The following is a 24,563-nucleotide window of genomic DNA, read 5'->3' as shown; positions in this document are numbered from 1 at the left end:
ATGAGCGACCGGTCTCTCACCCTGCCCACCATCCTGGTCATCGACGACGAGGTGCGTTCGCTTGAGTCATTGGAGCGCATCCTTTCCGACGACTTCGACGTGAAGACGGCGGCCACCATTGGCGCGGCCACCGAGGTGCTGGAGAACGAATGGGCGCAGGTGGTGCTCTGCGACCAGCGCATGCCGGAGCAGACCGGCGTCGAATTCCTGAAGACGGTGCGCGAGCGCTGGCCCGACGTTATCCGCATGATCGTCTCCGGCTACACCGACGCCCACGACATCATCGACGGCATCAACGAGGCCGGCATCTACCAGTACATCACCAAGCCCTGGCACCCGGACAGCCTGATCCTGACGCTGAAGAACGCGGTGCGCCTCTACGAGCTGCAGCGCGAGAACGAGCTGCTGGCCGTCGAGATGAAGATGTCGCCCTCGGTCGCCAAGAAGGTGGTGGTGAACCGCCGCGAGGCCCTGCGCCGCGACTACGACTTCGACGACGGCATCGTGCGCGGGCCGGACAGCCCCATGAACAAGGTCTGCGAGACCCTGCGCCAGGTCGCGCCCTACGACGTGCCGGTGGTGCTGACCGGCGCCTCGGGCACAGGCAAGGAACTGGCCGCCCGCGCCCTGCACTACGGCAGCCTGCGCTGGAACAAGCCCTTCGTGGTGGAGAACTGCGGCGCCCTGCCGGACCAGCTGCTGGAAAGCGAGCTCTTCGGCCACAAGCGCGGCGCCTTCACCGGCGCGGTGGAGGACTATGTGGGCCTTTTCGAGCGCGCCGACGGCGGCACCGTATTCCTGGACGAGATCAGCGAGGTTTCGCCGGCCTTCCAGGTGAAGCTGCTGCGCGTGCTGCAGGAAGGTGAGATCCGCCCGGTGGGCAGTGCCAGGACCCGCAAGGTCGACGTGCGCGTCATCGCCGCCACCAACCGCGACCTGGAGGAGGAGGTGCGCGCCGGCCGTTTCCGCGCCGACCTCTACTACCGCCTCGCCGGCATGGTGATCCGCCTGCCGGCCCTGAAGGACCGCCGCGACGACATCCCGGTGCTGGTCGGAGAGCTGATGCAGCGCGCCGAGGCCAAGCTCGGCAAGCAGGTGCCGGGCATCAGCGCGGAGGCCGTCGAGTGCCTGAAGGGCTACCACTGGCCGGGCAACGTGCGCGAGCTGCAGAACGAGATTCAGCACCTGCTGGTGGTGGGCGAGGAAGGCCGGGAACTGGGCGCCGAGCTGCTGTCGCGCCACATCCTGCGCGCCGCCCCGGCCGAGGAGGAGGAGGCCGCCGAGGACGTCATCGCCGGGCTGGACGGCACCCTGAAGGACCGCATCAGCCTGCTGGAGGCGCGCATCATCAAGGAGACCCTGATCCGCCACCGCTGGAACAAGTCCAAGGCGGCGCGGGAGCTCGGCTTGTCACGGGTGGGGCTGCGCAGCAAGATAGAGCGCTATGGCCTCGCCAACGTCAAACCCCTGCCGGCCCGCCGCGCGGCGACTTCCTGAGGATTTCCGCCGATGGCCTGGTCCGACCCGCACGCCGTGAAGCGCCACAAGGCAGCGCCGCACGACCCCGACCTGCCCATCGGGGCCGGCGAGGAGGCCTGGATCGAGGTGGTCCAGAAGATGGACGAGGTCTACGCCGACCTCATCGCCTCGCAGACCCTGCTGGAAAAGCAGAACGCCCGGCTGGAGGAGGCGCAGACCTTCATCAGCTCGGTGCTGGCGGCCATGACCGACGTGCTTATCGTCTGCGACCTGCAGGGCCGCATCCAGCAGGTGAACCCGGCGCTGGAGAAGCTGCTCGGCCGCCGCGAGGCGGAGCTGGCCGGGTTGCCGCTGACCGAGATCTTCGAGGCGGCGAGCCACGCCACCGTCACCGCCTTTCCCGAGCGTGTGCAGAAGGACGGGCAGCTGGCCGACTGCGAGGTCTCGCTGGTGGATGCCGAGGGCCATGCCGCGCCGCTGGCCATGAACTGCACCGCCCGGCGCGACCACCGCGGGCGCCTGGCCGGCATGGTGCTGGTCGGCCGCCCGGTGGGCGAACTGCGCCGCGCCTACCGCGAACTGGACCTGGCGCACCAGCAGTTGACCCAGACCCAGCAGCAACTGGTGGCCTCGGAAAAGATGGCCGCGCTGGGCCGCCTGGTGGCCGGCGTGGCGCACGAGCTGAACAATCCCATCAGCTTCGTCTTCGGCAATATGCACGCGCTGAAGCGCTACGGCATCGCCATCACCAGGTACCTGGAGGCCTGTGAGCGCTACGACGCCTGCCCGGAGCTGAAAGCCCTGCGCGAGGAACTGAAGATCGACCGGGTGGTGCGCGACATCTCGCCCCTGGTGGAAGGCACCCTGGAGGGCGCCGAGCGGGTCAGCGACATCGTGCAGGACCTGCGCCGCTTTTCCAGCAACCAGGAGGAAACCCAGGAAGGCTTCGACCTGGTGAAGCTGATCCGCACGGCGACCGACTGGGTGATCAAGGCCGAGCGGGTGAAGCCCCAGGTGCGCTTCGATCTGCCGGACAGCCTGGAGATGGTGGGGCGCAAGGGGCACCTGCACCAGATCATCGTCAACCTGGTGCAGAACGCCACCGATGTGCTGGCGGGGCGCGACGACGGCGCGATCGAGATTGCCGCCCGCCGCCAGGGCGCCGACATCCTGGTCGAGGTGGCCGACAACGGCAGCGGCATCGCCGCGGGCGACCTGGACAAGATCTTCGAGCCCTTCTTCACCACCAAACCCATCGGCCAGGGCACCGGCCTCGGCCTCTACGTCAGCTATTCCATGGCGCAGAAGCACGGCGGCGACCTGACCGCGGCCAACCGGCCCGGCGGCGGCGCTCTCTTCACCCTCAGGATACCGGATCATGGCCCAGCCGAAGACTAACGGCGGGAAGCGCCGCCTCAGGATGCTGTGGCTGCAGTCCGGCGGCTGCGGCGGCTGCACCCTGTCGCTGCTGGGCGCCGAGGGCCCCGACCTGCTGACCGCCTTCGAGGCAGCGAACATCGAGGTGCTGTGGCACCCCTCCTTGAGCGAGCTCAGCGGGCGCGGCGTCATCGAGCTCCTGGAGCGCATCGCCGCCGGGGAGGAGCCGCTGGACATCCTCTGCCTGGAGGGCGCGGTAATGCGCGGGCCCAACGGCAGCGGGCGCTTCCACATGATGTCGGGCAGCGACCGCCCGGTCATGGCCTGGCTCAAGGACCTGGCGCAGCAGGCGGACTACGTGGTGGCGGTGGGCAGCTGCGCCGCCTTCGGCGGCATCACCGCGGCGGGCCTCAACGAGGTGGAGGCCTGCGGCCTGGCCTACGACGGCACGGAGGCCGGCGGCCTGCTGGGCGCCGACTTCCGCTCGCGCGCCGGCCTGCCGGTCGTCAACATCTCCGGCTGCCCCATCCATCCCGACTGGCTGACCGAGGCGCTGCACCAGATCGCCGCCGGCAGCTTCACCGCCCAGCACCTGGACGAGTGGGAACGCCCGCTGGCCTACACGGTGCACCTCGTCCACCACGGCTGCGCGCGCAACGAGTTCTACGAGTTCAAGGCCAGCGCCGAGAAGCTCTGCGACCTGGGCTGCATGATGGAGAACCTGGGCTGCAAGGGCACCCAGGCGCGCGCCGACTGCAACATCCGGCCGTGGAACGGCTCCGGCTCCTGCATCGACGGCGGCTATCCCTGCATCAACTGCACGGCCCCGGTCTTCGAGGAACCGGGCCACACCTTCACCGAGACGCCGAAAGTCTCCGGCATTCCCATCGGCCTGCCGACCGACATGCCCAAGGCCTGGTTCGTGGCGCTCGCCTCCCTCTCCAAGGCGGCGACGCCGGCGCGGCTGAAGAAGAACGCGGTCGAGGATCACCTGGTGCTGCCGCCGGTCGACCGCCGGAAGCAGACGTCATGAGCCGCCTCCCATGAGCCGGCTGATCGTCGGCCCCTTCAACCGGGTCGAGGGCGACCTGGAGGTGAAGCTCGACATCGACGGCGATGCGGTGCGCGAGGCCAGGGTGGTCTCGCCGCTCTACCGCGGCTTCGAGCAGATCCTGCGCGGCAAGCCGCCGGCCGACGCCCTGGTTTACGCCCCGCGCATCTGCGGCATCTGCTCGGTCTCCCAGTCGGTGGCCGCCGCCTACGCCCTGGCCGAGACGCAAGGTGTTGTCATGCCGCCCAACGGGCGCCTGGCGGTGAACCTGATCCACGCGGCGGAAAACGTCGCCGACCACCTGACCCACTTCTACCTCTTCTTCATGCCGGACTTCGCGCGCGAGGCCTATGCCGGGGAGCCTTGGTACGCCGAAGCGGCGGACCGCTTCCGGGCGGTGAAGGGCACGGCGGCCCAGGACGTGTTGCCGGCGCGCGCCCAGTTCATGCACGTCATGGGCCTTCTCGCCGGCAAGTGGCCGCACACCCTGGGCATCCAGCCCGGCGGCTCGACCCGGGCGGTCAGCGCCAACGAGCTGGCGCGCCTCGCCGCGGTGCTGGCCGCCTTTCGCCGCTATCTCGAACGCCACCTCTACGGCGACGCGCTGGAGCGCATCGCCGCGCTGGCCTCCGCCGCCGAGCTGGCCGCCTGGGCCGAGGAGCGCCCGGCGGTCAGCAGCGATTTCCGCCACTTCCTCATGATCTCCGAGGCGCTGGAGCTGGAGCGCCTGGGCCGCGCCGGCGACCGCTTCATGAGCTATGGCGCCTACGGGGCTGGGGAGGCGGCGCTCTTCCGGCGCGGGGTCTTCACGCGCGGCGAAGAGGTCGCGGGCCTGGACACGGCGTTGATCCGCGAGGATCTGAGTCATGCCTGGTACCGCGAGGCCGACGGCCCGCAGGCGCCCTTCGAGGGCGAGACCAGGCCCGACGGAGAGCAAAGCGATGGCTACACCTGGTGCAAGGCGCCGCGCCTGGACGGCAAGGTGATCGAGACCGGGGCGCTGGCCCGCCAGGCGGTGGCGGGCCACCCGCTGATCCGCGACCTGGTGGCGGCCGGCGGCGGCAACGTCCATTCCCGCGTGGTGGCGCGCCTGCTGGAGATCGCCCTGGTGGTCATGGCCATGGAGCGCTGGGTGGAAGAGGTGCGCCCCGGTGAGCGCTTCATCGACCATGCGCTCACGCCGCAGGCGGCCCAGGGCGTCGGCCTCACCGAGGCGGCGCGCGGCTCCCTCGGCCACTGGCTGAAGGTGGAAAAGGGCGTCATCGCCAACTACCAGATCATCGCGCCCACCACCTGGAACTTCTCGCCGCGCGATGCGGCGGGCACGCCCGGCGCCCTGGAGCAGGCGCTGGTCGGCGCGCCGCTGCGCCCGGGCGAAACCGAGCCGGTGGCGGTCCAGCACGTGGTGCGCTCCTTCGATCCCTGCCTCGTCTGCACGGTGCACTGAGGAGCGACGCCATGGCCCTGCCGCTCGCCCAGACCGAAGGCCGCCGCATCCGGGTGCGCGGGCTGGTCCAGGGCGTCGGCTTCCGCCCGCACGTCTGGCGCCTGGCGCGGGACGCGGGCCTGGCGGGGCTGGTGCGCAACGACGGCGAGGGCGTGGAGATCGAGGCCTGGGGCGAAGCCGCCGCCCTGGCGGGATTCCTGGAGGCCCTGCGGACCGAGGCACCGCCCTTGGCGCGCGTCGACGCGGTGGAGGCCGAGGCCCTGGCGGGCCGCACGCCCGCCGGCGGTTTCAGCATCGCGGAGAGCGGCCAGGGCGCCGTCCATACCGGCATCGTCCCCGACGCCGCGACCTGCCAGGCCTGTCTCGCCGAGGTGCTGGACCCCGCCGACCGGCGTCACGGCTACGCCTTCACCAACTGCACCCACTGCGGCCCGCGCCTCTCCATCGTGCGGGAGATCCCTTACGACCGCGCCACCACCTCCATGAGCGTCTTCGAGATGTGCCCGGCCTGCCGGCGCGAGTACGAGGACCCGGCCGACCGGCGTTTCCATGCCCAGCCCAACGCCTGCCCGGACTGCGGGCCGCGGCTGTGGCTGGAGACGGAAGAGGGGCGTCAGGCGGTGGCGGACCCGCTGGCGGAGGCGGCGCGCCTGATCAGGGAAGGCGGCATCGTCGCGGTGAAGGGCATCGGCGGTTTCCACCTGGCCTGTGATGCCCTGAACGCCGAGGCCGTGGCGGCGCTGCGGGCGCGCAAGCGGCGTTACGGCAAGCCCTTTGCCGTCATGGCCCGCGATCTTGCCATGGTCCGGCGCTTTGCCCGGGTGAGCGACGCAGAAGCCGAGCTGCTGGAAAGCCCCGCCGCGCCTATCGTGCTGCTGCGCGCGGCAGGGGAAGCCCTGGCGGAAGGCGTCGCGCCGGGGCAGGACAGCCTCGGCGTCATGCTGCCCTACACGCCGCTGCACCACCTGCTGCTGCGCGCCGTCGGGGGGCCCATCGTGCTGACCTCCGGCAACCGCAGCGACGAGCCGCAGGCGACCGGCAACGCCGAGGCCCGCGCGCGCCTCGCCGGCATCGCCGGGGCCTGGCTGATGCACGACCGCGCCATCGTCAACCGCCTGGACGACTCGGTGATCCGCCTCGATGCGCCGGGGCCGTCAGTGCTGCGCCGGGCGCGGGGCATGGCGCCGGCACCGCTGAACCTCGCCGCGCCCTTCAAGGAGGCGCCGCGAGTCTTGGCCCTGGGCGGCGAGTTGAAGGCCACCTTCTGCCTGCTGCGCCAGGGGCAGGCCGTGGTCTCCCAGCACATCGGCGACCTGGAGGAGGTGGCGACCCACGCCGACTACCGCGCCATGCTGGCGCTCTACCGGCAGATCTACGACTTCGATCCCGAGGTCATCGCCGTCGACAAGCATCCCGACTACCTCTCCACCCAGTGGGGCGCGGCCCTGGCGGAAGAGACCGGCGCGCGCCTGGTCACCGTGCAGCACCACCATGCCCATCTCGCCGCCTGCCTGGCCGAACACGGCCTGGCGCCGGGGGAGGAGCAGGCCCTGGGCCTCATCCTCGACGGTCTCGGTTTCGGCGCGGACGGCACTATCTGGGGCGGCGAGTTCCTGGCCGGCGGCTACGCGGGCTTCGAGCGTCTGGGCCATTTCCTGCCGGTCGCCATGCCCGGCGGCGCCAGGGCCTCGCGCGAGCCCTGGCGCAACACCTATGCCCATTTGAGGGCCGCCGGGATGACCGGGCGCGCGCAGGCGGCGGGCCTGGCCGGCAGGCCGCTGGAAACCCTGGACCGCATGATCGCCCAGGGGCTGAACGCGCCGCCGGCCTCTTCCGCCGGGCGGTTGTTCGACGCCGTGGCCGGGGCCCTGGGCCTCTGCCGCGACGGCCAGAGCCACGAGGCCCAGGCCGCCATGGAGCTGGAAGCCCTGGCGCGGCCCTGGATGGCAGAGCAAACGGCCTATCCCGTGGCCCTGCTGTCGGAAGAGCGCCTGGTTCTGGGCTGGGCACCGCTCTGGACGGCTCTGCTGGACGACCTGGACCGGAATGAGATGGCGGGGCGCATCGCCGCGCGCTTCCACCTCGGCCTCGTCGACGCCCTGGCCCGCGCTGCCGCCACGCTTGCCGGGGCACAGGGACTGCGACGCATCGTGCTCTCCGGCGGGGTGATGCAGAACCAATTGCTGCTGGAGGGCCTCTCCCGCGAGTTGGGTTCGGCGGGCTACGAGGTCTTGAGTCACCGCCGCGTGCCCGCCAACGACGGCGGCCTCTCGCTCGGCCAGGCGGTGATTGCGGCGCTGCGGTGAGACACTTCCCTGCGGGCCGGCCGCGGGTGATCTCCGGCCGGCATGCGCGTCCTCTCCGGCGTGCTCAGGTCGACGATGCCTCTTGCGCCGCGCCGCCGAGGTCGAAAGCGGTCTTCTTGCTGACCGTGCGCAGGGCGAAGCTGGAGCGGATGCGGGAGACGTAGGGAAAGCGCGAGAGGTAGTTGCGGTGCAGGCGCTCATAGTCCTCGGCGTCGGCCACAGCCATGTGCAGCAGGTAGTCGGCGTCGCCGGACATCAGGTAGGAGGCCATGACCGCGGGGCAATCGCGCACCGCCGCTTCGAAGGCGTCGAGGGCTTCCTCGGTCAGTGCCTTCAGGGAAATCTCCACGAAGACGTTGAGCGGCAGCCCGATGGCCGCCTGGTTGACCAGCATGACATAGCCCTGGACGACGCCTTCCTCCTCCAGGCGCCGCACCCGGCGCAGACAGGCGGACTGCGACAGGTTCACGCGCTCGGCGAGCTCGGCATTGCTCATCCGGCCGTCCTGCTGCAGCAGGGTAATAATATTGCGATCTAGCGCGTCGAGGTCCATGGACCGCAGATAATACGTGATCTGATGGGATTTACGCAAGAATCTGCGAAAACAGGCCCGAATTGCCGCCCACTTCGCAAGGACATGCACAGGCTTTTGCGGTTATCCATCGGCATCAAGCCAAGAAACCGCCGGACCGGAGGAAAGCCATGCTGATCGGCGTGCCCAAGGAGATCAAGAATCACGAATACCGCGTCGGGCTGACCCCCGACAGTGTCGCCGAGGTGGTCGCGCACGGCCACCAGGTGCTGGTCGAGACCGGCGCCGGTGCGGCCATCGGATTTTCCGACGATGCCTATCGCGCCGCCGGCGCCGAGACCGCCGGCGCTGCCGCCGATGTCTTCGCCAAGGCCGAAATGATCGTGAAGGTGAAGGAGCCCCAGGCCGTCGAGCGGGCCATGCTGCGCGAGGGGCAGATCCTCTTCACCTACCTGCACCTGGCCCCGGATGCCGAGCAGACCCGCGACCTGGTCGCCAGCGGCGCCACCTGCATCGCCTACGAGACCGTGACCGACGGCAATGGCCGCCTGCCTCTGCTGGCGCCGATGTCCCAGGTCGCCGGACGCATGTCGATCCAGGCCGGCGCCTACTGCCTGGAGCGCGCCCACGGCGGGCGCGGCATGCTGCTGGGCGGCGTGCCGGGCGTCGCGCCGGCCAAGGTGGTGGTGCTGGGCGGCGGCGTGGTCGGCGAGAACGCCATCTACATGGCCCTCGGCGCGGCGGCCGACGTCACCGTCTTCGACAGGAACGTCGCGGTGCTGGAGCGCCTGACCCAGCGCTTCGGCCCGGCCTTGAAGACGGTCTACTCGACCAAGACCAAGGTCGACGAGGCGGTGGTCGAGGCCGACCTGGTCATCGGCGGTGTGCTGGTGGCCGGCGCCGCGGCGCCCAAGCTGGTGACCCGCGAGACTCTGGCCCAGATGCGCCCCGGCAGCGTGCTGGTGGACGTGGCCATCGACCAGGGCGGCTGCTTTGCGACGTCGCGTCCGACCACCCACGACGAGCCGACCTATGTGGTCGACGACGTGGTGCACTACTGTGTCGCCAACATGCCGGGTGGGGTGCCGCGCACCTCAACCTTCGCGCTCAACAACGTGACCCTGCCTTATGTGCTGAAGCTGGCCGACAAGGGCTTCCGCGAGGCCCTGATCGAGGATCCGAACTTCCTGAAGGGACTCAACGTCATCAACGGCATGGTCACCTTCGAGGCCGTGGCAAGCGCCCTCGACTACGACTACGTGGAGCCGGCCGCCGCCCTGGCGGCCTGAGGTTCGGCACAGGGGCCGGCCCCCTTACCCGCAGAAGGGCTGGCGTTGTCCGCGTCGCAACGGGTTCGGGGCCGGACCCGGGGCCGGGCAACGCCGTTTCCCCTGCACTAGCCCGGATTTCTCAAAGGATTGCGGAGTGTCTTCGTCCTGTCTTTTGCGAAGACGGGGCACAGCCATTACAGTCGTCCCTGGAGCGCAATGACGTTCCCGCGGAAAGTCGTTCGCGAACAGCCAACACAGCGGGGACTGATGGGATCGGAGAAACAGGCGATTCTGGATGCCGAGGGGCTGCAGGCTCTGCTGACGGCGCTGAAGGCGCGCGGCTATCGCGTCATCGGCCCGACGCTGAGCGACCAGGCCGTCATCTACGACGATATCGAGACCCTCGACGAATTGCCCCGCGGTTGGCGCGACGAGCAGGACGGCGGCCACTATCGCCTGGTTGAAAGCGGCGAGGACCGCTTCTTCGACTTCGTCGTCGGCCCGCAGTCCTGGAAGAAGTTTCTCCACCCGCCTCAGCAGACCCTCTGGCGCGCCAGGCGGGAGGGGGAGGCGGTGACCGTGACCCCGGAGCCCGCGGAGCCGGAGCGTTTCGCCTTCATCGGCGTGCGCTCCTGCGAGATCCACGCCATCGCCATCCAGGACCGGGTGCTGATCGAAGGCCCTCACGCCGATCCCCACTACCGGGCGCGGCGCCAGGACAACTTCATCGTCGCGGTGAACTGCGCCCGGGCGGCCGGCACCTGTTTCTGCGCCTCCATGAACACGGGGCCGAAGGCGGAGAGCGGCTTCGACCTGGCGCTGACCGAGATCGACGGCCCGGAAGGCCCGCTTTTTGTCGCAGAAAGCGCCAGCGCGGCGGGCGAAGACCTGCTGGGTGAGTTGCCGCGGCGACCGGCGACGCCGGAAGAGGTCGCAGCGGGCACGGCGGCGGTCGCCGCCACGGCCCGGTCCATGGGCCGCGAGATGCCGGCGGAGGACCTGCGCGACCTGCTGCTGCGCAACCTGGAGCACCCGCGCTGGGAAGAGGTGGCCGAGCGCTGCCTCACCTGCGCCAACTGCACCATGGTCTGCCCGACCTGCTTCTGCACCTCGGTGGAGGACGCCAGCGATCTCACCGGCCAGGAAACCTCGCGCAGCCGCCGCTGGGACTCCTGCTTCACCCTGGACTACTCATACATCCACGGTGGCAGCGTGCGGTCCAGCACGCAGTCGCGATACCGCCAGTGGATGACCCACAAGCTGGCGACCTGGCACGACCAGTTCGACAGCTCCGGCTGCGTCGGCTGCGGGCGCTGCATCACCTGGTGCCCGGTCGGCATCGACATCACCGAAGAGGTCCGCGCCATCCGCGACAGCGAGCGCGACCCCGTATCAGAGTCCTGAGGAGAACGGCCATGGAAGGGCTGGAACGCATCGTCAAGGAACACGTCTTTTTCGCGGACCTCACCGATGATTTCTGCAAGCTGGTCTGCGGCTGCGCCAAGAACGTGCGCTTCGAGGCGGGCGACTACCTTTTCCGCGAAGGCGATCCGGCGGACCAGCTCTACGTGATCCGCGAGGGCCGGGTGGCGATGGAGCTGAGCGCGCCGGGGCACGGCTCCATGACCTTTCAGACCGTCGGCGAGGGGGAGATCGTCGGCATCTCCTGGCTCATCCCGCCTTACCGCTGGACCTACGACGCCAAGGCGCTGGAGCGGATCCGCGCGATCTCCATCGACGCCACCTGTATCCGCCGCAAGTGCGAGGACGATCACGATCTGGGCTACGAGCTGATGAAGCGCTTCGTGCCGGTGATCATCGAGCGCCTGCACGCCACGCGCCTGCAGATGCTGGACGTCTACGGGACCAAGAGCTAGTGGCGGCGCCGGAGACAGCCCCGCTGGACCCCATGGCGCCGCTGGTCGCGCGCGTCACCAGGCGTCACCACGACGCGCCGGAGGTCTTCACCCTGGAGCTGGAGCCGGAAGACCCAGGCGCGCTGGCGCCCTTCGCGCCGGGCCAGTTCAACATGCTGACCGTCTTCGGCGTCGGCGAGGTGCCGATCAGCTTCAGCGGCGACCCCGTCGACCAGAACCGCCTGGTTCACACCATCCGCGCCGTGGGGCCGGTCTCCGGCGCCCTGACCGAGCTCGAGCCCGGGGCGGCGGTCGGCCTGCGCGGGCCCTTCGGCGTCGGCTGGCCGATGGCGGAAGCGGAAGGCAAGGACGTGGTGGTGGTGGCCGGCGGCCTGGGCCTGGCGCCGCTCCGCCCGGCGCTCTACCGCCTCTTCGCCGAGCGCGAACGTTACGGCAAGATCGTGCTGCTCTACGGCACCCGCAGCCCGGACGACATCCTCTTCCGGCGCGAGCTGGAGGCTTGGCGCGGCCGCCTGGACGCGGAGGTGGAGGTCACCGTGGATCACGCCATGGCGGCCTGGCACGGCAACGTCGGCGTGGTCACCACGCTGATTCCGCGCTGCAGCTTCGATCCGGCGCAGACCGTGGCGCTGGTCTGCGGCCCCGAGGTGATGATGCGTTTCGCCATCGCCGCTCTGATGGACGCCGGTGTCGCGGCCGACGACATCTACCTCTCCATGGAGCGCAACATGAAGTGCGCGGTGGGCTTCTGCGGCCACTGCCAGTTCGGGCCGGTCTTCGTCTGCCGCGACGGGCCGGTGTTCCCCTACGCGCGGCTGCGCGGCCTGTTGGCCCTGAAGGAGCTTTGAAATGGCAAGGGGAGAGAAGAAGCCGCGCCTGGCCGTCTGGAAGTTCGCCTCCTGCGACGGCTGCCAGCTCAGCCTGCTGGACTGCGAGGACGAGCTGCTGGCCGTCGCCGGCGCCCTCGACGTCGCCTATTTCCCGGAGGCGACCCGCGCCGAGATCTCCGGCACCTATGACCTTTCCCTGGTCGAGGGCTCGGTGACCACGGCCCATGACGCCGAACGCATCCAGGAGGTGCGCCGCCGCTCCAAATTCCTGGTGACCATCGGGGCCTGCGCCACGGCGGGCGGCATCCAGGCGCTGCGCAACTTCGCCGACGTGAAGGAATACACCTCCGTCGTCTACGCCCGGCCCGACTACATCGAGACTCTGGCCACCTCCACGCCCATCGCCGAGCACGTGGCGGTGGATTTCGAACTGCGCGGCTGCCCGATCAGCAAGCGCCAGCTGCTGGAGGTGGTCTCAGCCTACCTGGCCGGCCGCCGCCCGGTGACGCCGCCGCATTCCACCTGCATCGAGTGCAAGCTGAAGGGCAACGTCTGCGTCATGGTGGCCCACGGCACGCCCTGCCTGGGTCCCGCGACCCACGCCGGCTGCGGCGCGCTCTGTCCTTCCTACGACCGCGGCTGCTACGGCTGCTTCGGGCCGATGGAGTCGCCCAACGCGGTTTCCCTCAGCCGCCGCCTGCAGGACCTGGGCATGGACGCGGCGGCGCTGAAGCGCGTCTACCGCAGCTTCAACGCGGGGGCGTCGGCCTTCCGCAAGGAGAGCGAACGCCATGGGAAATAGGACCATCAAGGTCGATTACCTGGCCCGCGTCGAGGGCGAGGGCGCCTTCAAGGTGGTGGTGCGCGACGGCAAGGTGCAGGAGGCCGAGCTGCGCATCTTCGAGCCGCCGCGCTTCTTCGAGGCCTTCCTGCGCGGGCGCTCCATCGACGAGCTCTCCGACATCGTCGCGCGCATCTGCGGCATCTGTCCCGTCGCCTACCAGATGAGCGCGGTGCACGCGGTGGAAAACGCCCTGGGCATCACCGTCGACGGCCCCCTGCGCGAACTGCGCCGCCTGCTGTACTGCGGCGAGTGGATCGAGAGCCACGTGCTGCACGTCACCATGCTGCACGCGCCGGACTTCCTGGGCTACCAGGGCGGCATCGACATGGCGCGCGATCACGGCGAGGCGGTCAGGCGCGGCCTGGCGCTGAAGAAGGCCGGCAACGACATCCTGACCCTGCTGGGCGGGCGCGAGATCCATCCGATCAACGTGCGCGTCGGCGGCTTCTACCGTGCCCCGCGGCGGCGCGAGCTCGCGCCCCTGGCCGAGACACTGAAGCGGGCCCGCGACCAGGCGCTGGAGACGCTGCGCTGGGTCGCCGGCTTCGACTTCCCCGACCGCGAGCGCGACTACACCTTCGTCTCCCTGCGTCACCCCGACGAATACCCCTTCAACGAAGGCCATATCGTCTCCAACCGCGGCCTCGATATCGCCGCGGCGGACTACGACGACCACTTCGGGGAAATCCATGTGGCGCACTCCACGGCGCTGCAGTCGCGCATGACCGACGGCGGCGCCTACCTGGTCGGCCCGCTGGCGCGCTACAGCCTGAATTTCGACAAGCTGTCGCCGGCGGTGCAGCAGGCGGCGCGCGAGGCGGGCCTGGGCGAGGTCTGCCGCAATCCCTACCAGAGCATCGTGGTGCGCGCCGTCGAGGCGCTGCACGCGGTCGAGGAGGCGCTGCGCATCATCGCCGACTACCAGGAGCCGGAGCGCCCGGCCATGGCCATTGAGCCTGCCGCGGGCGTCGGCTTCGCCGCCACCGAGGCGCCGCGCGGGATGCTGTGGCACCGCTATGTCCTGAACGGCGACGGCACCATCGCCGAGGCGCGCATCGTGCCGCCGACCTCGCAGAACCAGGCCTGCATCGAGGAGGACCTGACCAGCTTCATCGGCGGCTTCCTGGACCTGCCGGACGAGGCGCTGCAGCACCGCTGCGAGCAGACGGTGCGCAACTACGATCCCTGCATCTCCTGCGCCACGCACTTCCTGCGCCTCGACGTCGACCGGGGCTGAGCCGTGGCGGGCGGCGGCAAGCCCTGCCGGGTGATCGGGCTCGGCAATCCGGAGCGCGGCGACGACGGTGCCGGGCGGGCGGTGGCGCGCTGGCTGGCGGGCCGCCTGCCGCCCCAGGTGGAGATCCTGGAACGCGGGGGCGAGGCGGCCGACCTGCTGGCCTGCCTGGACGGCGCCGGCGCGGTCTACCTGGTCGACGCCTCGGCCCCGACCGGCGCGCCCGGCCGTATCCGGCGCTTCGACGCCGCCGCCGCGCCCCTGCCGGCGGAGAGCTTCGCCTTCTCGACCCACGGCCTGGGCCTGGGCGAGGCCGTGGAACTGGCCCGCGCCCTGGGCAGCCTGCCGCCGCACTGCGTCGTCTACGCCATCGAGGGTCAGGCCTTCGACCCCGGCGCCCCCCTCTCGCCGCCGGTGGCCGCCGCCGTGGCCGAGGCGGGCGGGCTGCTCACCCGCGAGATCGCCGGCTGAGACTTATCCCCCGATTGGTCCGAACGACGGGTCGACAAGCCGCTGTCAGGGACTATGCTGCAGCCCTGCGCCGAAGATAGCGCTACCCTGGCGTACTTTTGCACACAAGGAAGAGACGATGAGCCTAGCCCTGACTGGAAAGCACCTGATTGCCGGCGCCTGGGTCGCCGGCGAGAAAACCTTCGAGACCTCGCCCGCGCAGGGCCCCGCCCGCAGCTACGCGGTGGGCACGCCGGGCGATGTCGCCACCGCCTGCGAGGCCGCCGAGGAGGCCTTCTGGAGCTACGGCTACTCGACCCGCGCCGAACGCGCCGCCTTGCTGAACAAGATCGCCGACGAGATCGAGGCGCGCGGCGAGGCCATCACCGAGATCGGCACCCAGGAAACCGGCCTGCCCGAGGCGCGCCTGCAGGGCGAGCGCGGGCGTACCACCGGCCAGCTCCGGCTCTTCGCCGCCCACATCGAGAAGGGCGACTACCTGGACCGTCGCCATGACGAGGCCCTGCCCGACCGCCAGCCCCTGCCGCGCCCGGACCTGCGGGTCATGCAGCGCCCCATCGGCCCGGTCGCCGTCTTCGGCGCCTCCAACTTCCCGCTGGCCTTCTCCGTGGCCGGCGGCGACACCGCCGCGGCGCTGGCCGCCGGCTGCCCGGTGGTGGTCAAGGGCCACTCGGCCCACCCCGGCACCGGCGAGATCGTGGCCCAGGCCATCGACGCGGCGATCAAGGCCTGCGGCGTCCATCCCGGCGTCTTCTCCCTGATCCAGGGCGGCAACCGCGCGGTCGGCCAGGCCCTGGTGCAGCACCCGCTGATCAAGGCGGTGGGTTTCACCGGCTCGCTGGCCGGCGGGCGCGCGCTCTTCGACCTCTGCGCCCAGCGCCCGGAGCCGATCCCCTTCTTCGGCGAGCTGGGCTCGGTCAATCCCATGTTCCTGCTGCCCCAGGCGCTTTCGGCGCGCGGCGCGGCCATCGCCCAGGGCTGGGCCGGCTCGCTGACCATGGGCGCGGGCCAGTTCTGCACCAATCCGGGCATCGCGGTGGCCGTCGACGGTCCCGACCTGCAGTCCTTCATGGCCGCGGCCACCGAAGCGCTGAAGCCGGTCGATGCCCAGACCATGCTGACCGACGGCATCGCCGAGGCCTACCGCAGCGGCCGTGACCGGATCAGCGGCGCGGCGGGCGTGCAGGAGGTGCTGACCACCACCTGCGACCTGCGCAACGCCACGCCCTACCTCTTCTCGACGACCGGCAAGGACTGGCTGGCCAACGAGGAACTGGGCGAGGAGGTCTTCGGCCCGCTCGGCCTGGTGGTCGCGGCCAGCGGCTTCGACGAGGTGGTGGAGATCGCCAAGAGCCTGCAGGGCCAGCTGACCTGCACCCTGCACATGGACGACGGCGACGCCGAAGACGCGCGCACCCTGATGCCGATCCTGGAACGCAAGGCCGGCCGCGTTCTCGCCAACGGCTATCCCACGGGGGTGGAGGTCTGCGACGCCATGGTGCACGGCGGACCCTATCCGGCCTCGACCAACTTCGGGGCTACCTCGGTGGGCACCCTGTCGATCCGCCGCTTCCTGCGCCCGGTCTGCTACCAGAACATGCCGGAGGCCGTGCTGCCCGCCGACATGGCGGTCTAGTCCCGGAAACGCGCCGGGCTCAAGGGGGCGGGGTCGATCCCGGTCGGCGCCGTCTCCTCCAGCAGCAGGCCGGCGGCCAGGCGCGCCGCGCCGGGGGCGGTCTGGATGCCGTAGCCGCCCTGTCCGGCCAGCCAGAAGAAGCCCTCGGCCGTGGGATCGAAGCCGATCACCAGGGCGCGGTCGGGCGCGAAGGTCCTGAGGCCCGCCCAGGTTCGCTCGACGCGCGTCACCTCGTAGTCGACGGCCCGGGCGAAGCGGTCCAGGCCCTCGGCCAGGTCCATGTCGTCGGGCCAGGCGTCGTGCGGGTCGACCGGCGTTTCGTCGGCCGGCGAGACCATCAGCTTCCCGGCCTCCGGCTTGAAGTAATAGGTCTCGGCCGCGTTGCCGGCCAGGGGCCAGCGCTCGACCGCGTGGCCCGGCGGGGCCGGCAGGATGGCGGCGGAGCGGCGCAGCGGCCGGAGGCCCAGCGGCTCGACGCCGGCCATGGCGGCGGTCAGGTCGGCCCAGGCCCCGGCGGCGTTCACCACCAGCGGCGCCTCGAAGACGCCGGCGCGGGTTTCGGCGCGCCACACCCCGCCGTCGCGGGTGAGCCCGGTGACCCCGGCGTTGCAGACCAGGCTGCCGCCCGCCTGTTTCAGGTGGCGCAGGTAGAGCTGGTGCAGGCGGTCGACGTCGATGTCCAGGGCGTCGGCCTCGAAGGCGGCGCGTTCGATGGCCGCGCGGCGCAGGATCGGCACCATCTCGACCGCTTCGTCAGGGGGTATCTCCTCGACGCCGGGATTTTCCGCCAGCAGGGCGTCGAGGTGAGCGGTCTCGTCCGCGCCGGCCAGCGTCAGGATGCCGCGCGGCGACAGCACGCCGGCGCCCTCCGGGTCGAAGGGATGCGCTTCCAGCAGCGGGCGGCTCGCCCGGTTCAACTGCCGCACGGCGGCGTTGCCGTAGCTCTGGATGAAGATGGCCGCCGAGCGCCCGGTGCTGTGGTAGCCGGGGTGGGGCTCGCTCTCCAGCACCACCACCTTGGCGCCGCGGGTCATCTCCGCCGCCGCCGAGGCTCCGGCCATGCCGGCGCCGATGACAATCACGTCTGCCGTCTGCGTCATGGATTCTAGTTTGTCTTGTGATCGGCTTCGAAGCCGCCGAGGAAGGCGGCGAGGTTATCACCCAGGGCGTCGCAGAGGTAGCCGCCTTCCTGGATCACGATACTGGGCAGGCCGAGCCCGGCCAGGCGCGCGCCGATCCTGCTGAAGCCTTCGGTGCTGACCGCGAGGCCGCCGAAGGGATCGCCCTCGAAGGCGTCGAGGCCGAGCGCCACCACCAGGGCGCCGGGGGCGAAGGCGGCGACCGTTTCCAGGCCGCGGTTGAGGGCCTCCAGGAAGGCCGCGTCTTCCGAACCGCGCGGCAGCGGCAGGTTCAGGTTATAGCCGGTCCCCGCGCCCTCGCCGCGCTCATGCGCGTGGCCCCAGAAGAAGGGGTAGAAGCGGATCGGGTCGGCATGGACCGAGACGGTCAGCACGTCGTCGCGCCGGTAGAAGATGCCCTGGGTGCCGTTGCCGTGGTGCAGGTCGACGTCGACGATGGCGACGCGGGCGTGTTTCTGCCGCAGCACCATGGCGGCCACGGCGGCGTTGTTGACGAAGCAGAAGCCGCCGGCCAGGTCGGTGAAGGCGTGGTGCCCGGGCGGGCGGCAGAGCGCATAGGCGGCCGGCGCGCCGCCCAGCACCGCTTCGGCGGCCGAGGCGGCGCAGTTGGCGCTCCAGCGAATCGCCGCCCAGGAGTCGGGGCCGATGGGGCAGGCGGTGTCAGCCATGTGGTAGCCGGCCTGGCCCACGGCGGAGAGCGGGTAGCTGGCCTCGCGGCGGTCCGGGTGGATGTTGGGGATGACCTCTTCGGAAGCACCGGGGATGCGCGCCCAGCGTTCGTAGATGTGCTCCAGGAAGCGGAGGTACTCCGGCGTGTGGACGGCGGCGATGGGGCCGAGGCCGTGGTCGGCGGGCGCGGCGATGTCGTGGCCGCCGGCGCTCGCGGCCTGCAACAGGCGGTCGACGCGCTCCGGCACTTCCGGGTTCGGCTGCGGCGCGCCGTTGACCAGGAAATTGCGCGGGTAGTGAATCTTCTGCCGCTCAGGCGCGGAGAATACCTTCATGCCGACGCTCCTTTCGCGCTTTCGGCCAGGGCGTCGAGCGCGTCGTCTTCCAGCACGTAGATCTGCTCCGGCGTGGAATGCCTGAGGCCCGTGCGCTGGTAGAAGCGCTGGGCGCCAAGATTGTCGTCGTCGACGGAAAGTCTGAGGTAGGCGGCGCCCCGCGCCTTTGCCAGTGCGGCCACCTCGGCCAGCAGGCGGCGGCCGAGACCCAGGGAGCGGGCGCTCTCCAGGACCACCAGGTCCTGCACATAGATGCCGCGCCGGCCGCGCCAGGTGGAATAGCTGCCGAAGAAGAGGCAGAGCCCGGCCGGCTTGCCGTCCACCTCGGCGATGAGCGCCTCGAAGGCCGGGTCGTCGCCGAAGCCGTCGCGCTCGATGTCGGCGACGCTGGAGACCACCTTTTCCGGCATGCCTCTTGCGCGCCCCAGTTCCACGACCAAGCCGTAGACCGCCTGCGCGTCGGCCTTGCCGGCCAGACGTACGCTGATCTCGGCCATCAGAAGGACACCCGGTCGCCGCCCTTGAGCTCCAGGGTCTCGCGCACCTCGTCCGGCCTGGCGGCCTCGTAGCCCAGCTCTTCCAGGATGCGGCGGATCTTCTCCACCTGCTGGGCGTTGCTCTCGGCGAGCCGGCCGCGCCCGATGCTGAGGCTGTCTTCCAGGCCGACGCGCACGTTGCCGCCCAGGATGACGCCCAGGGTGCCAAGCGGCATCTGCTGACGCCCGGCGGCCAGGACGGAGAAGCGGTAGGCCTCGCCCAGCAGGCGGTCGGCCGTCGCCTTCATGTGCATGAGCTGCTCCGGCGAGGCGTCGGCGCCGCCCAGCACGCCGAGCACGAACTGCAGGAAGACCGGCGGCTTGATCAGGCCTTGGGCCAGGTAGAAGGCGACGGTCTGGATGTGGCCGCTGTCGTAGCACTCGAACTCGAAGCGGGTGCCGCAGCCGTTGCCCAGGCGGTCGAGCACGCCCTCGATGTCGGCGAAGGTGTTCTTGAAGACGGTATCGCGCGAGGCTTCCAGGAAGCCGGGCTCCCAGTCGTGCTTCCAGTCGTCGTAGCGCTCAAGCAGTGGAAAGGTGCCGAAGTTCATGGAGCCCATGTTCAGCGAGCACATCTCCGGCTGGGCCTGCAGCGGCGCGGCCAGGCGCTCGTCCAGGGTCATCTGGGCGCTGCCGCCGGTGGTGATGTTCACCACGGCGTCGCAGGCCTGCTTGATGCGCGGCAGGAAGGCCATGAAGTGGGCCGGGTCGGCCGAGGGGCGGCCGTCCTCGGGGTGGCGGGCGTGCAGGTGCAGGATCGCCGCGCCGGCCTCGGCGGCGGCCACCGCGCCGGCGGCGATCTCGTCCGGGGTAACCGGCAGGTGCGGACTCATGCTCGGCGTGTGGATCGAGCCGGTGACCGCGCAGGTGATGATGACTTTGTTGTTGGCCATGGTCGGGCTCACGCGGCGCTGTTGGAAACGGGCAGGCCGGCCTCGGCGGCGAAGGCGACGAGGCTTTCTTCCAGCAGGCCCAGGATCTCGCCGACCTGGGCTTCGTCGACGATCATCGGCGGGCAGACCAGGAAGTGGTCGCCTTCAATGCCGCCTCGGGTGCGCCGCGAATAGATGATCAGCCCGCGCTCGTAGGCCAGATCCACCAGGCGGCTGTGGGCGTTCAGCCCCTTGGGCAGCGGCTGCATGGTCTGGCGGTCGGCCACCATCTCGAAGGCCAGCAGCAGGCCGAGGCCGCGCACGTCGCCGATGAAGGGGAAGCGCGCCATCAGGCGGCAGAGGCCGCCCTTCAGCAGACCGCCCATGCGCGTGGCGTTGCCCATCAGGTCCTGGCTTTCGATCTCCTCCAGCACCGCCAGGCCGGCGGCGCAGGCCAGCGGGTTGCCGGCGTAGGTGTAGCCGTGGATGAAGCCGCCGGCGTCCAGCACCGGTTCCACCAGGCGGCGGTCGGCGACCATGGCGCCCAGCGGCGCATAGCCGGCGGCGAAGCCCTTGGAGAGGGCGATGATGTCGGGGCGCAGGTCCCAGTGCTCGGAGGCGAGGAAGCGCCCGGTACGCCCGACGCCGCTCATCACCTCGTCGAGAATCAGCAGGATGCCGTAGTCGTCGCAGATCTCGCGGACGCGCGCGTAGTAGCTGTCGGGGGCGACCAGGGCACCGGTCGAGGCGCCGCCCACCGGCTCCATGATGAAGGCCAGCACGCTCTCCGGCCCCTGGCGCTCGATCTCCTCGCGCAGCATCTCCGCATAGCGCAGGCCGCGCGCCTCCCAGTCCAGGTTGTCGCGGTCCAGGTAGCAGGTCGGCGCCGGGATCTTGGGCATCTCCTGCATCATCGGCGCGAAGGGCGCGGTCATCGGCGTGTAGCCGGTGACGGCCAGGGCGCCCAGGGTCGCGCCGTGGTAGGAGGGAAAGCGCGAGATCACCTTCCAGCGCTTTTCCTGGCCCGTCGCCACGGCGTGCTGGCGGGCCAGCTTCAGGCAGGACTCCACGGCCTCCGAGCCGCCGGAGACGAAGAAGATGCGGTCCAGGCCCTGCGGCGCGCGCTGGGCGATGCGCTTGGCCAGGGTCTCCGCCGCCTCGTTCTCGAAGTGCAGGCGGTAGGCAAAGGTGGTCTCTTCCATCTGGCGGCGCATGGCGGCCAGGACCCGCGGGTTGCTGTGGCCGATGTTGGCCACCATGGCGCCGCTGGAGCCGTCGATGTAGCGCCTGCCGTCCTTGTCCCAGAAATAGATGCCCTCGGCGCGCGCCACGACCGGGCGGCGGTTGCGTGTCTGGTAGAAGAGGTTGGAGGGCTCGCGGGTCTGGGCTGCGGGCGCGGTGGTGGCGGTCATAAGGGCAGTGGTCCCCAAGGGTTGTTCTCTTGTCGCCAAGTCGTCACTCAGGCTTCGGGCGTCAGCAGCACGATGTCCCGCGGCCGGACATGCACGCAGACCTCGGCGCCCTCGGCGAAGGGGCGGCTGTCGATCGGGTTGATCACCTGAAGGCTGTGGGCGCCGACGGTCACGAAATATCGGGCCGCCTGTCCCTGGTAGTCAACGGTGTCGACGCGGCCGTTCATCCGGGTGGCGCCGGGCTCGCCACTGGGCTCGGTGGAGAGGTGCAGCTTTTCCGCGCGCACCACCAGGCGCACCGGCTGGCCGTCCTGCGGCACGGCGGCGCCGTTCGCGTCCGCTTCGACCTGGCCCAGGCCGCCGACCTCGACGCTGAGGCTGCTGCCGTTGTGCGCGGTGATGGTGCCGTCCAGCAGGTTGGAGTTGCCCAGGAAGCGGGCGACGAACTCGGAACGCGGGCGCGCGTAAACCTCCTCGGGCGAGCCCTCCTGCTCGATGCGGCCCTTGTTCATAACCACGATCTTGTCGGACATGGCCAGGGCTTCCGACTGGTCATGGGTGACGAAGATGGTGGTGATGCCCAGCTGGTGCTGAATTTTCTTCAGCTCGACGCGCATGTCCTCGCGCAGGTTGGCGTCCAGCGCCGAGAGCGGCTCGTCGAGCAGCAGCACGTCGGGCTCCACCACGATGGCGCGGGCCAGTGCGATGCGCTGCTGCTGGCCGCCGGAGAGCTGGTTGGGGAAGCGGTCGGCCATCTGCGGCAGCTGGACCAGCTCCAGCGCGCGGGCGACCCGCTCGGCGATCTCCGCCTTGGGCACCTTGCGGTACTTCAGGCCGAAGGCGACGTTGTCGAAAATGTTCTTGTGCGGGAAGAGGGCGTAGTTCTGGAACACGATGCCCAGGTTACGCTTGTGGATCGGCACCTCGTTGACCCGAGACCCCTTGATGAGGATGTCGCCTCCGCTGGGGGCGGCCAGGCCGGCGACCATGCGCAGGGTCGTCGTCTTGCCGCAGCCCGAGGGGCCCAGCAGGGTCACGAAGGCGCCCGGCTCGACGTTCAGGTCCATCGGCTCGACCGCCGTGAAATTGCCGTAGCGCTTGATCACCTGGCGCAGTGCGACGACGGGCTCGCGATCGCTCATCAGAGGTTACTCCGGTTCTTGCACGAAAAGGTGCGGCGGGCCGGGGGAGGGCCGGCCCGCCGCGGCCCAATAACCCAATCGGGTCAGTAGCCCTTCTGCACGCGGCCGAACTTCTTCGACCACTCCGCCTCGTTGCCGTTCCAGTAGGCCGGATCCGCGAAGGTGAGATTGGCCAGCTTGCCGGTGGGGTCGAAGGCCGGCAGTGTCGGGATCTTCTCGCCCAGGTCGACCTTGGTGGGGTCGAGCGAAGGGGGATAGTTCTGCCCCTCGGCAACCGCGATGGAAACCGACGGCTCCAGCATGAAGTTCAGGAGTTCCTCGCAGGCCTCCAGCGGGCTGCCCTTCAGCACCATGAGGCATTCCTGCCAGGCGTAGCTGTTGGGCGCGTCGTAGTAGGCGATGGGATGGCCCTGCTGCTGCAGCGCGGCGATGCGGCCCGACCAGCCCTCGGTGACGTAGATCTCGCCCTCGGCCAGCAGGCTCATCAGCTCGGCGCCCGAACCCCAGTACTTCAGCGCCAGATCGCGGTGCGCGCGGATGGCGTCCCAGACGGCGTCCATGTCCTGGATGTTGTTGGGGTTCTGATCGGTCGCCAGCGCGCCGTACCAGATGCGGGTGCGCCAGTCGCCCCAACCGCCGATCTTGCCCTTGTACTTGGGGTCGATGAGGATCTTGGCGCCCTTGTCCTCCATCTCCTGCTTGGAGATCTTCTCGGTGTTGTAGGCCAGGCCCGTGGTGCCGTAGTCGTAGGGCGCGGCGGAGAGCTTGCCGCCGGTGACGCCGCGGAAGGGCGTCATCAGGGCCGACATCACGTACTTCAGGTTCGGAATGTTGGCCTCGTTGAGCACCACGTCGTAGCCCAGGTTCACGTAGCGGGCATAGTCGAAGACGCCGGAGGCGTGGAAGATGTTGTATTCGCCTTCCTGGCCGGCCTTCACGCGGTTCAGGTATTCGTCGCCGCTGCCGAAGGTGCCGTCGACGACCTTGATGCCGGTCTTCTCGGTATAGGGGTCGAAGGCGTGCTTGCGGAAGGCTTCGGAGACGACGCCGCCCCAGCCGTCGAAGCGCACGCTCTCCGGCGTGGCGGCCATGGCCTGTCGCTGCAGTCCCTTCAGCGGCGCGCCGGTCAGCCCGGCGGTGAGGCTGGCGGCGCCCAAGAGCGTGAGGAAGGTGCGGCGGTCGAGGTCGCCGTTGCGGTAACGTTCGAGAAGTCGTTGATAGCGAGTGGTGTTATCCATCTCCCATACCTTTCCCTGTCTGGTGTTCGTGGGTTTGCGGTTCGTTGTTATCGGTCTGCATATCTTGTTATCGGAGCGCGGCGGCCATGCGCCGGGCGATGGCGACGCCCAGCAGGGGCACCGCCACGGTGATCACCACCATCACCGCGCCCAGCGCATTGATTTCCGGGCTTATGGAGTTGCGCAGCATGGCGAAGATCTGCGTGGGGACCGTCTCGACGCCGCCCGGCTTCCAGAACAGGGTGCCGGTGACGTCGTCGAAGGAAATCGTGAAGGCGAAGATGATGCCGGCGAAGACCGCCGGCATGATCAGCGGCAAGGTCACCTCGCGGAAGGTGTGAAAGGCGTTGGCGCCCAGGCTGAGCGCGGCTTCCTCGAACTCGCGGCGCACCGCCACCAGGCGGGCCTGCACGATCAGCACCACGAAGGGCAGGGTGAAGATCACGTGGCCGAGCAGCAGCAGCGGAAAGCTCTTCGGCATCTCCAGCCAGCGCAGGAACAGCAGCAGCGCGACGGCCAGCACCACCTCCGGCACCAGGATCGGCGCGATCAGGGCGGTAGTGATCAGGCTCTTGGCGCGGAAGTCGTAGCGCACCAGGGCGAGGCTCGCGAGCACGCCCAGCGTGGCGGAGATCACCGCGGTCAGTGCCCCCAGCAGCATCGAGGTCTTGAAGGCGCGCACGATGGCGTCGTTGTGCCACAGTTCGATGAACCAGCGGAAGCTGACGCCCTCCATGGGAAAGCTGCCGAACTGGTTGGCGTTGAAGGCCAGCAGGATGACCACCGCCACCGGCAGGAACATGAAGAGGTAGACCAGGACGGTGAAGGCGCGGATCAGGCTCCAGCTGCTGAAGATGTTCATGGC

The 24,563-nt window shown here is 70.0% G+C and carries 22 protein-coding genes; 13 read left to right on the top strand and 9 right to left on the bottom strand.

What is annotated here, in order from left to right:
* Genes H7X47_RS10820 through hypF form a run of 5 tightly spaced genes read left to right on the top strand, consistent with a single transcriptional unit; the run spans window position 1 to window position 7,660 of the window.
* The gene (locus H7X47_RS10820; RefSeq protein ID WP_193368684.1) at window positions 1-1,497 is read left to right on the top strand and encodes a sigma-54-dependent transcriptional regulator; all 1,497 of its coding nucleotides are present in this window, start codon (window positions 1-3) and stop codon (window positions 1,495-1,497) included.
* Between the two features lie 12 nt (window positions 1,498-1,509).
* Window positions 1,510-2,877, top strand: coding sequence for a sensor histidine kinase (locus H7X47_RS10815; protein ID WP_193368683.1), 1,368 nt, complete (start codon window positions 1,510-1,512; stop codon window positions 2,875-2,877).
* Complete coding sequence (locus tag H7X47_RS10810) at window positions 2,858-3,889, top strand: NADH-quinone oxidoreductase subunit B family protein (protein WP_193368682.1); 1,032 nt, start codon at window positions 2,858-2,860, stop codon at window positions 3,887-3,889. Before H7X47_RS10815 ends, H7X47_RS10810 begins: the two co-directional genes overlap by 20 nt.
* Window positions 3,890-3,899: 10 nt before the next feature.
* Window positions 3,900-5,354 (top strand): nickel-dependent hydrogenase large subunit, encoded by a 1,455-nt coding sequence (locus tag H7X47_RS10805; protein WP_193368681.1) that lies wholly within the window; start codon window positions 3,900-3,902, stop codon window positions 5,352-5,354.
* A gap of 11 nt (window positions 5,355-5,365) precedes the next feature.
* On the top strand, window positions 5,366-7,660 hold the full coding sequence (gene hypF, locus H7X47_RS10800) for a carbamoyltransferase HypF (protein ID WP_193368680.1): 2,295 nt from the start codon (window positions 5,366-5,368) through the stop codon (window positions 7,658-7,660).
* A 64-nt stretch (window positions 7,661-7,724) separates the two neighbouring features.
* On the opposite strand, the gene H7X47_RS10795 is transcribed toward hypF, so the two are convergent.
* Window positions 7,725-8,213, bottom strand: coding sequence for an Lrp/AsnC family transcriptional regulator (locus tag H7X47_RS10795; protein WP_193368679.1), 489 nt, complete (start codon window positions 8,211-8,213; stop codon window positions 7,725-7,727).
* A 149-nt stretch (window positions 8,214-8,362) separates the two neighbouring features.
* Between H7X47_RS10795 and ald the strand changes: the two genes are divergently transcribed.
* The 8 genes from ald to H7X47_RS10755 all read left to right on the top strand — a co-directional run bounded on the left by ald (window position 8,363) and on the right by H7X47_RS10755 (window position 16,355).
* Window positions 8,363-9,481, top strand: coding sequence for an alanine dehydrogenase (ald, locus tag H7X47_RS10790; protein ID WP_193368678.1), 1,119 nt, complete (start codon window positions 8,363-8,365; stop codon window positions 9,479-9,481).
* Window positions 9,482-9,730: 249 nt separating this feature from the next.
* Complete coding sequence (locus H7X47_RS10785) at window positions 9,731-10,867, top strand: 4Fe-4S dicluster domain-containing protein (RefSeq protein ID WP_193368677.1); 1,137 nt, start codon at window positions 9,731-9,733, stop codon at window positions 10,865-10,867.
* 11 nt (window positions 10,868-10,878) lie between these two features.
* Entirely contained in the window at window positions 10,879-11,340 is a 462-nt protein-coding gene (locus H7X47_RS10780) for a cyclic nucleotide-binding domain-containing protein (RefSeq protein ID WP_193368676.1), read from the top strand.
* On the top strand, window positions 11,340-12,188 hold the full coding sequence (locus H7X47_RS10775) for an FAD/NAD(P)-binding protein (RefSeq protein WP_319633581.1): 849 nt from the start codon (window positions 11,340-11,342) through the stop codon (window positions 12,186-12,188). Before H7X47_RS10780 ends, H7X47_RS10775 begins: the two co-directional genes overlap by 1 nt.
* 1 nt (window position 12,189) lies before the next feature.
* Complete coding sequence (locus H7X47_RS10770) at window positions 12,190-12,972, top strand: NADH-quinone oxidoreductase subunit B family protein (protein WP_193368675.1); 783 nt, start codon at window positions 12,190-12,192, stop codon at window positions 12,970-12,972.
* A complete protein-coding gene (locus tag H7X47_RS10765; protein WP_193368674.1) occupies window positions 12,962-14,251 on the top strand; it encodes a Ni/Fe hydrogenase subunit alpha in 1,290 nt (429 codons plus the stop codon). Before H7X47_RS10770 ends, H7X47_RS10765 begins: the two co-directional genes overlap by 11 nt.
* Window positions 14,252-14,254: 3 nt before the next feature.
* Window positions 14,255-14,719, top strand: coding sequence for a hydrogenase maturation protease (locus H7X47_RS10760; protein WP_193368673.1), 465 nt, complete (start codon window positions 14,255-14,257; stop codon window positions 14,717-14,719).
* Window positions 14,720-14,837: 118 nt separating this feature from the next.
* Window positions 14,838-16,355: an aldehyde dehydrogenase (NADP(+)) gene (locus tag H7X47_RS10755; protein ID WP_193368672.1), complete on the top strand. Its 1,518-nt coding sequence runs from the start codon at window positions 14,838-14,840 to the stop codon at window positions 16,353-16,355.
* On the opposite strand, the gene H7X47_RS10750 is transcribed toward H7X47_RS10755, so the two are convergent.
* The 8 genes from H7X47_RS10750 to H7X47_RS10715 form a co-directional block, all read right to left on the bottom strand.
* Window positions 16,352-17,455, bottom strand: coding sequence for an NAD(P)/FAD-dependent oxidoreductase (locus H7X47_RS10750; RefSeq protein WP_193368671.1), 1,104 nt, complete (start codon window positions 17,453-17,455; stop codon window positions 16,352-16,354). The two genes, H7X47_RS10755 and H7X47_RS10750, sit on opposite strands and share 4 nt — an antisense overlap.
* A gap of 5 nt (window positions 17,456-17,460) precedes the next feature.
* A complete protein-coding gene (locus H7X47_RS10745) occupies window positions 17,461-18,498 on the bottom strand; it encodes a histone deacetylase family protein (RefSeq protein ID WP_193368670.1) in 1,038 nt (345 codons plus the stop codon).
* Window positions 18,495-18,995: a GNAT family N-acetyltransferase gene (locus tag H7X47_RS10740; protein ID WP_193368669.1), complete on the bottom strand. Its 501-nt coding sequence runs from the start codon at window positions 18,993-18,995 to the stop codon at window positions 18,495-18,497. The genes H7X47_RS10745 and H7X47_RS10740 overlap by 4 nt, the downstream gene beginning before the upstream one ends.
* A complete protein-coding gene (gene kce / locus H7X47_RS10735) occupies window positions 18,995-19,927 on the bottom strand; it encodes a 3,5-dioxohexanoate:acetyl-CoA acetone transferase (protein WP_193368668.1) in 933 nt (310 codons plus the stop codon). The genes H7X47_RS10740 and kce overlap by 1 nt, the downstream gene beginning before the upstream one ends.
* Before the next feature lie 8 nt (window positions 19,928-19,935).
* Complete coding sequence (locus tag H7X47_RS10730) at window positions 19,936-21,318, bottom strand: aminotransferase family protein (RefSeq protein WP_193368667.1); 1,383 nt, start codon at window positions 21,316-21,318, stop codon at window positions 19,936-19,938.
* Between the two features lie 47 nt (window positions 21,319-21,365).
* On the bottom strand, window positions 21,366-22,460 hold the full coding sequence (locus tag H7X47_RS10725) for an ABC transporter ATP-binding protein (RefSeq protein WP_193368666.1): 1,095 nt from the start codon (window positions 22,458-22,460) through the stop codon (window positions 21,366-21,368).
* An 83-nt stretch (window positions 22,461-22,543) separates the two neighbouring features.
* Complete coding sequence (locus H7X47_RS10720) at window positions 22,544-23,698, bottom strand: extracellular solute-binding protein (protein WP_193368665.1); 1,155 nt, start codon at window positions 23,696-23,698, stop codon at window positions 22,544-22,546.
* A 67-nt stretch (window positions 23,699-23,765) separates the two neighbouring features.
* On the bottom strand, window positions 23,766-24,560 hold the full coding sequence (locus H7X47_RS10715; protein ID WP_193368664.1) for an ABC transporter permease: 795 nt from the start codon (window positions 24,558-24,560) through the stop codon (window positions 23,766-23,768).
* Between the last annotated feature and the right edge of the window lie 3 nt (window positions 24,561-24,563).

This window comes from Pelagibius marinus (assembly GCF_014925385.1).
Classification (GTDB): domain Bacteria; phylum Pseudomonadota; class Alphaproteobacteria; order Kiloniellales; family Kiloniellaceae; genus Pelagibius; species Pelagibius marinus.
This window is presented reverse-complemented; position numbering and strand designations above follow the sequence as displayed.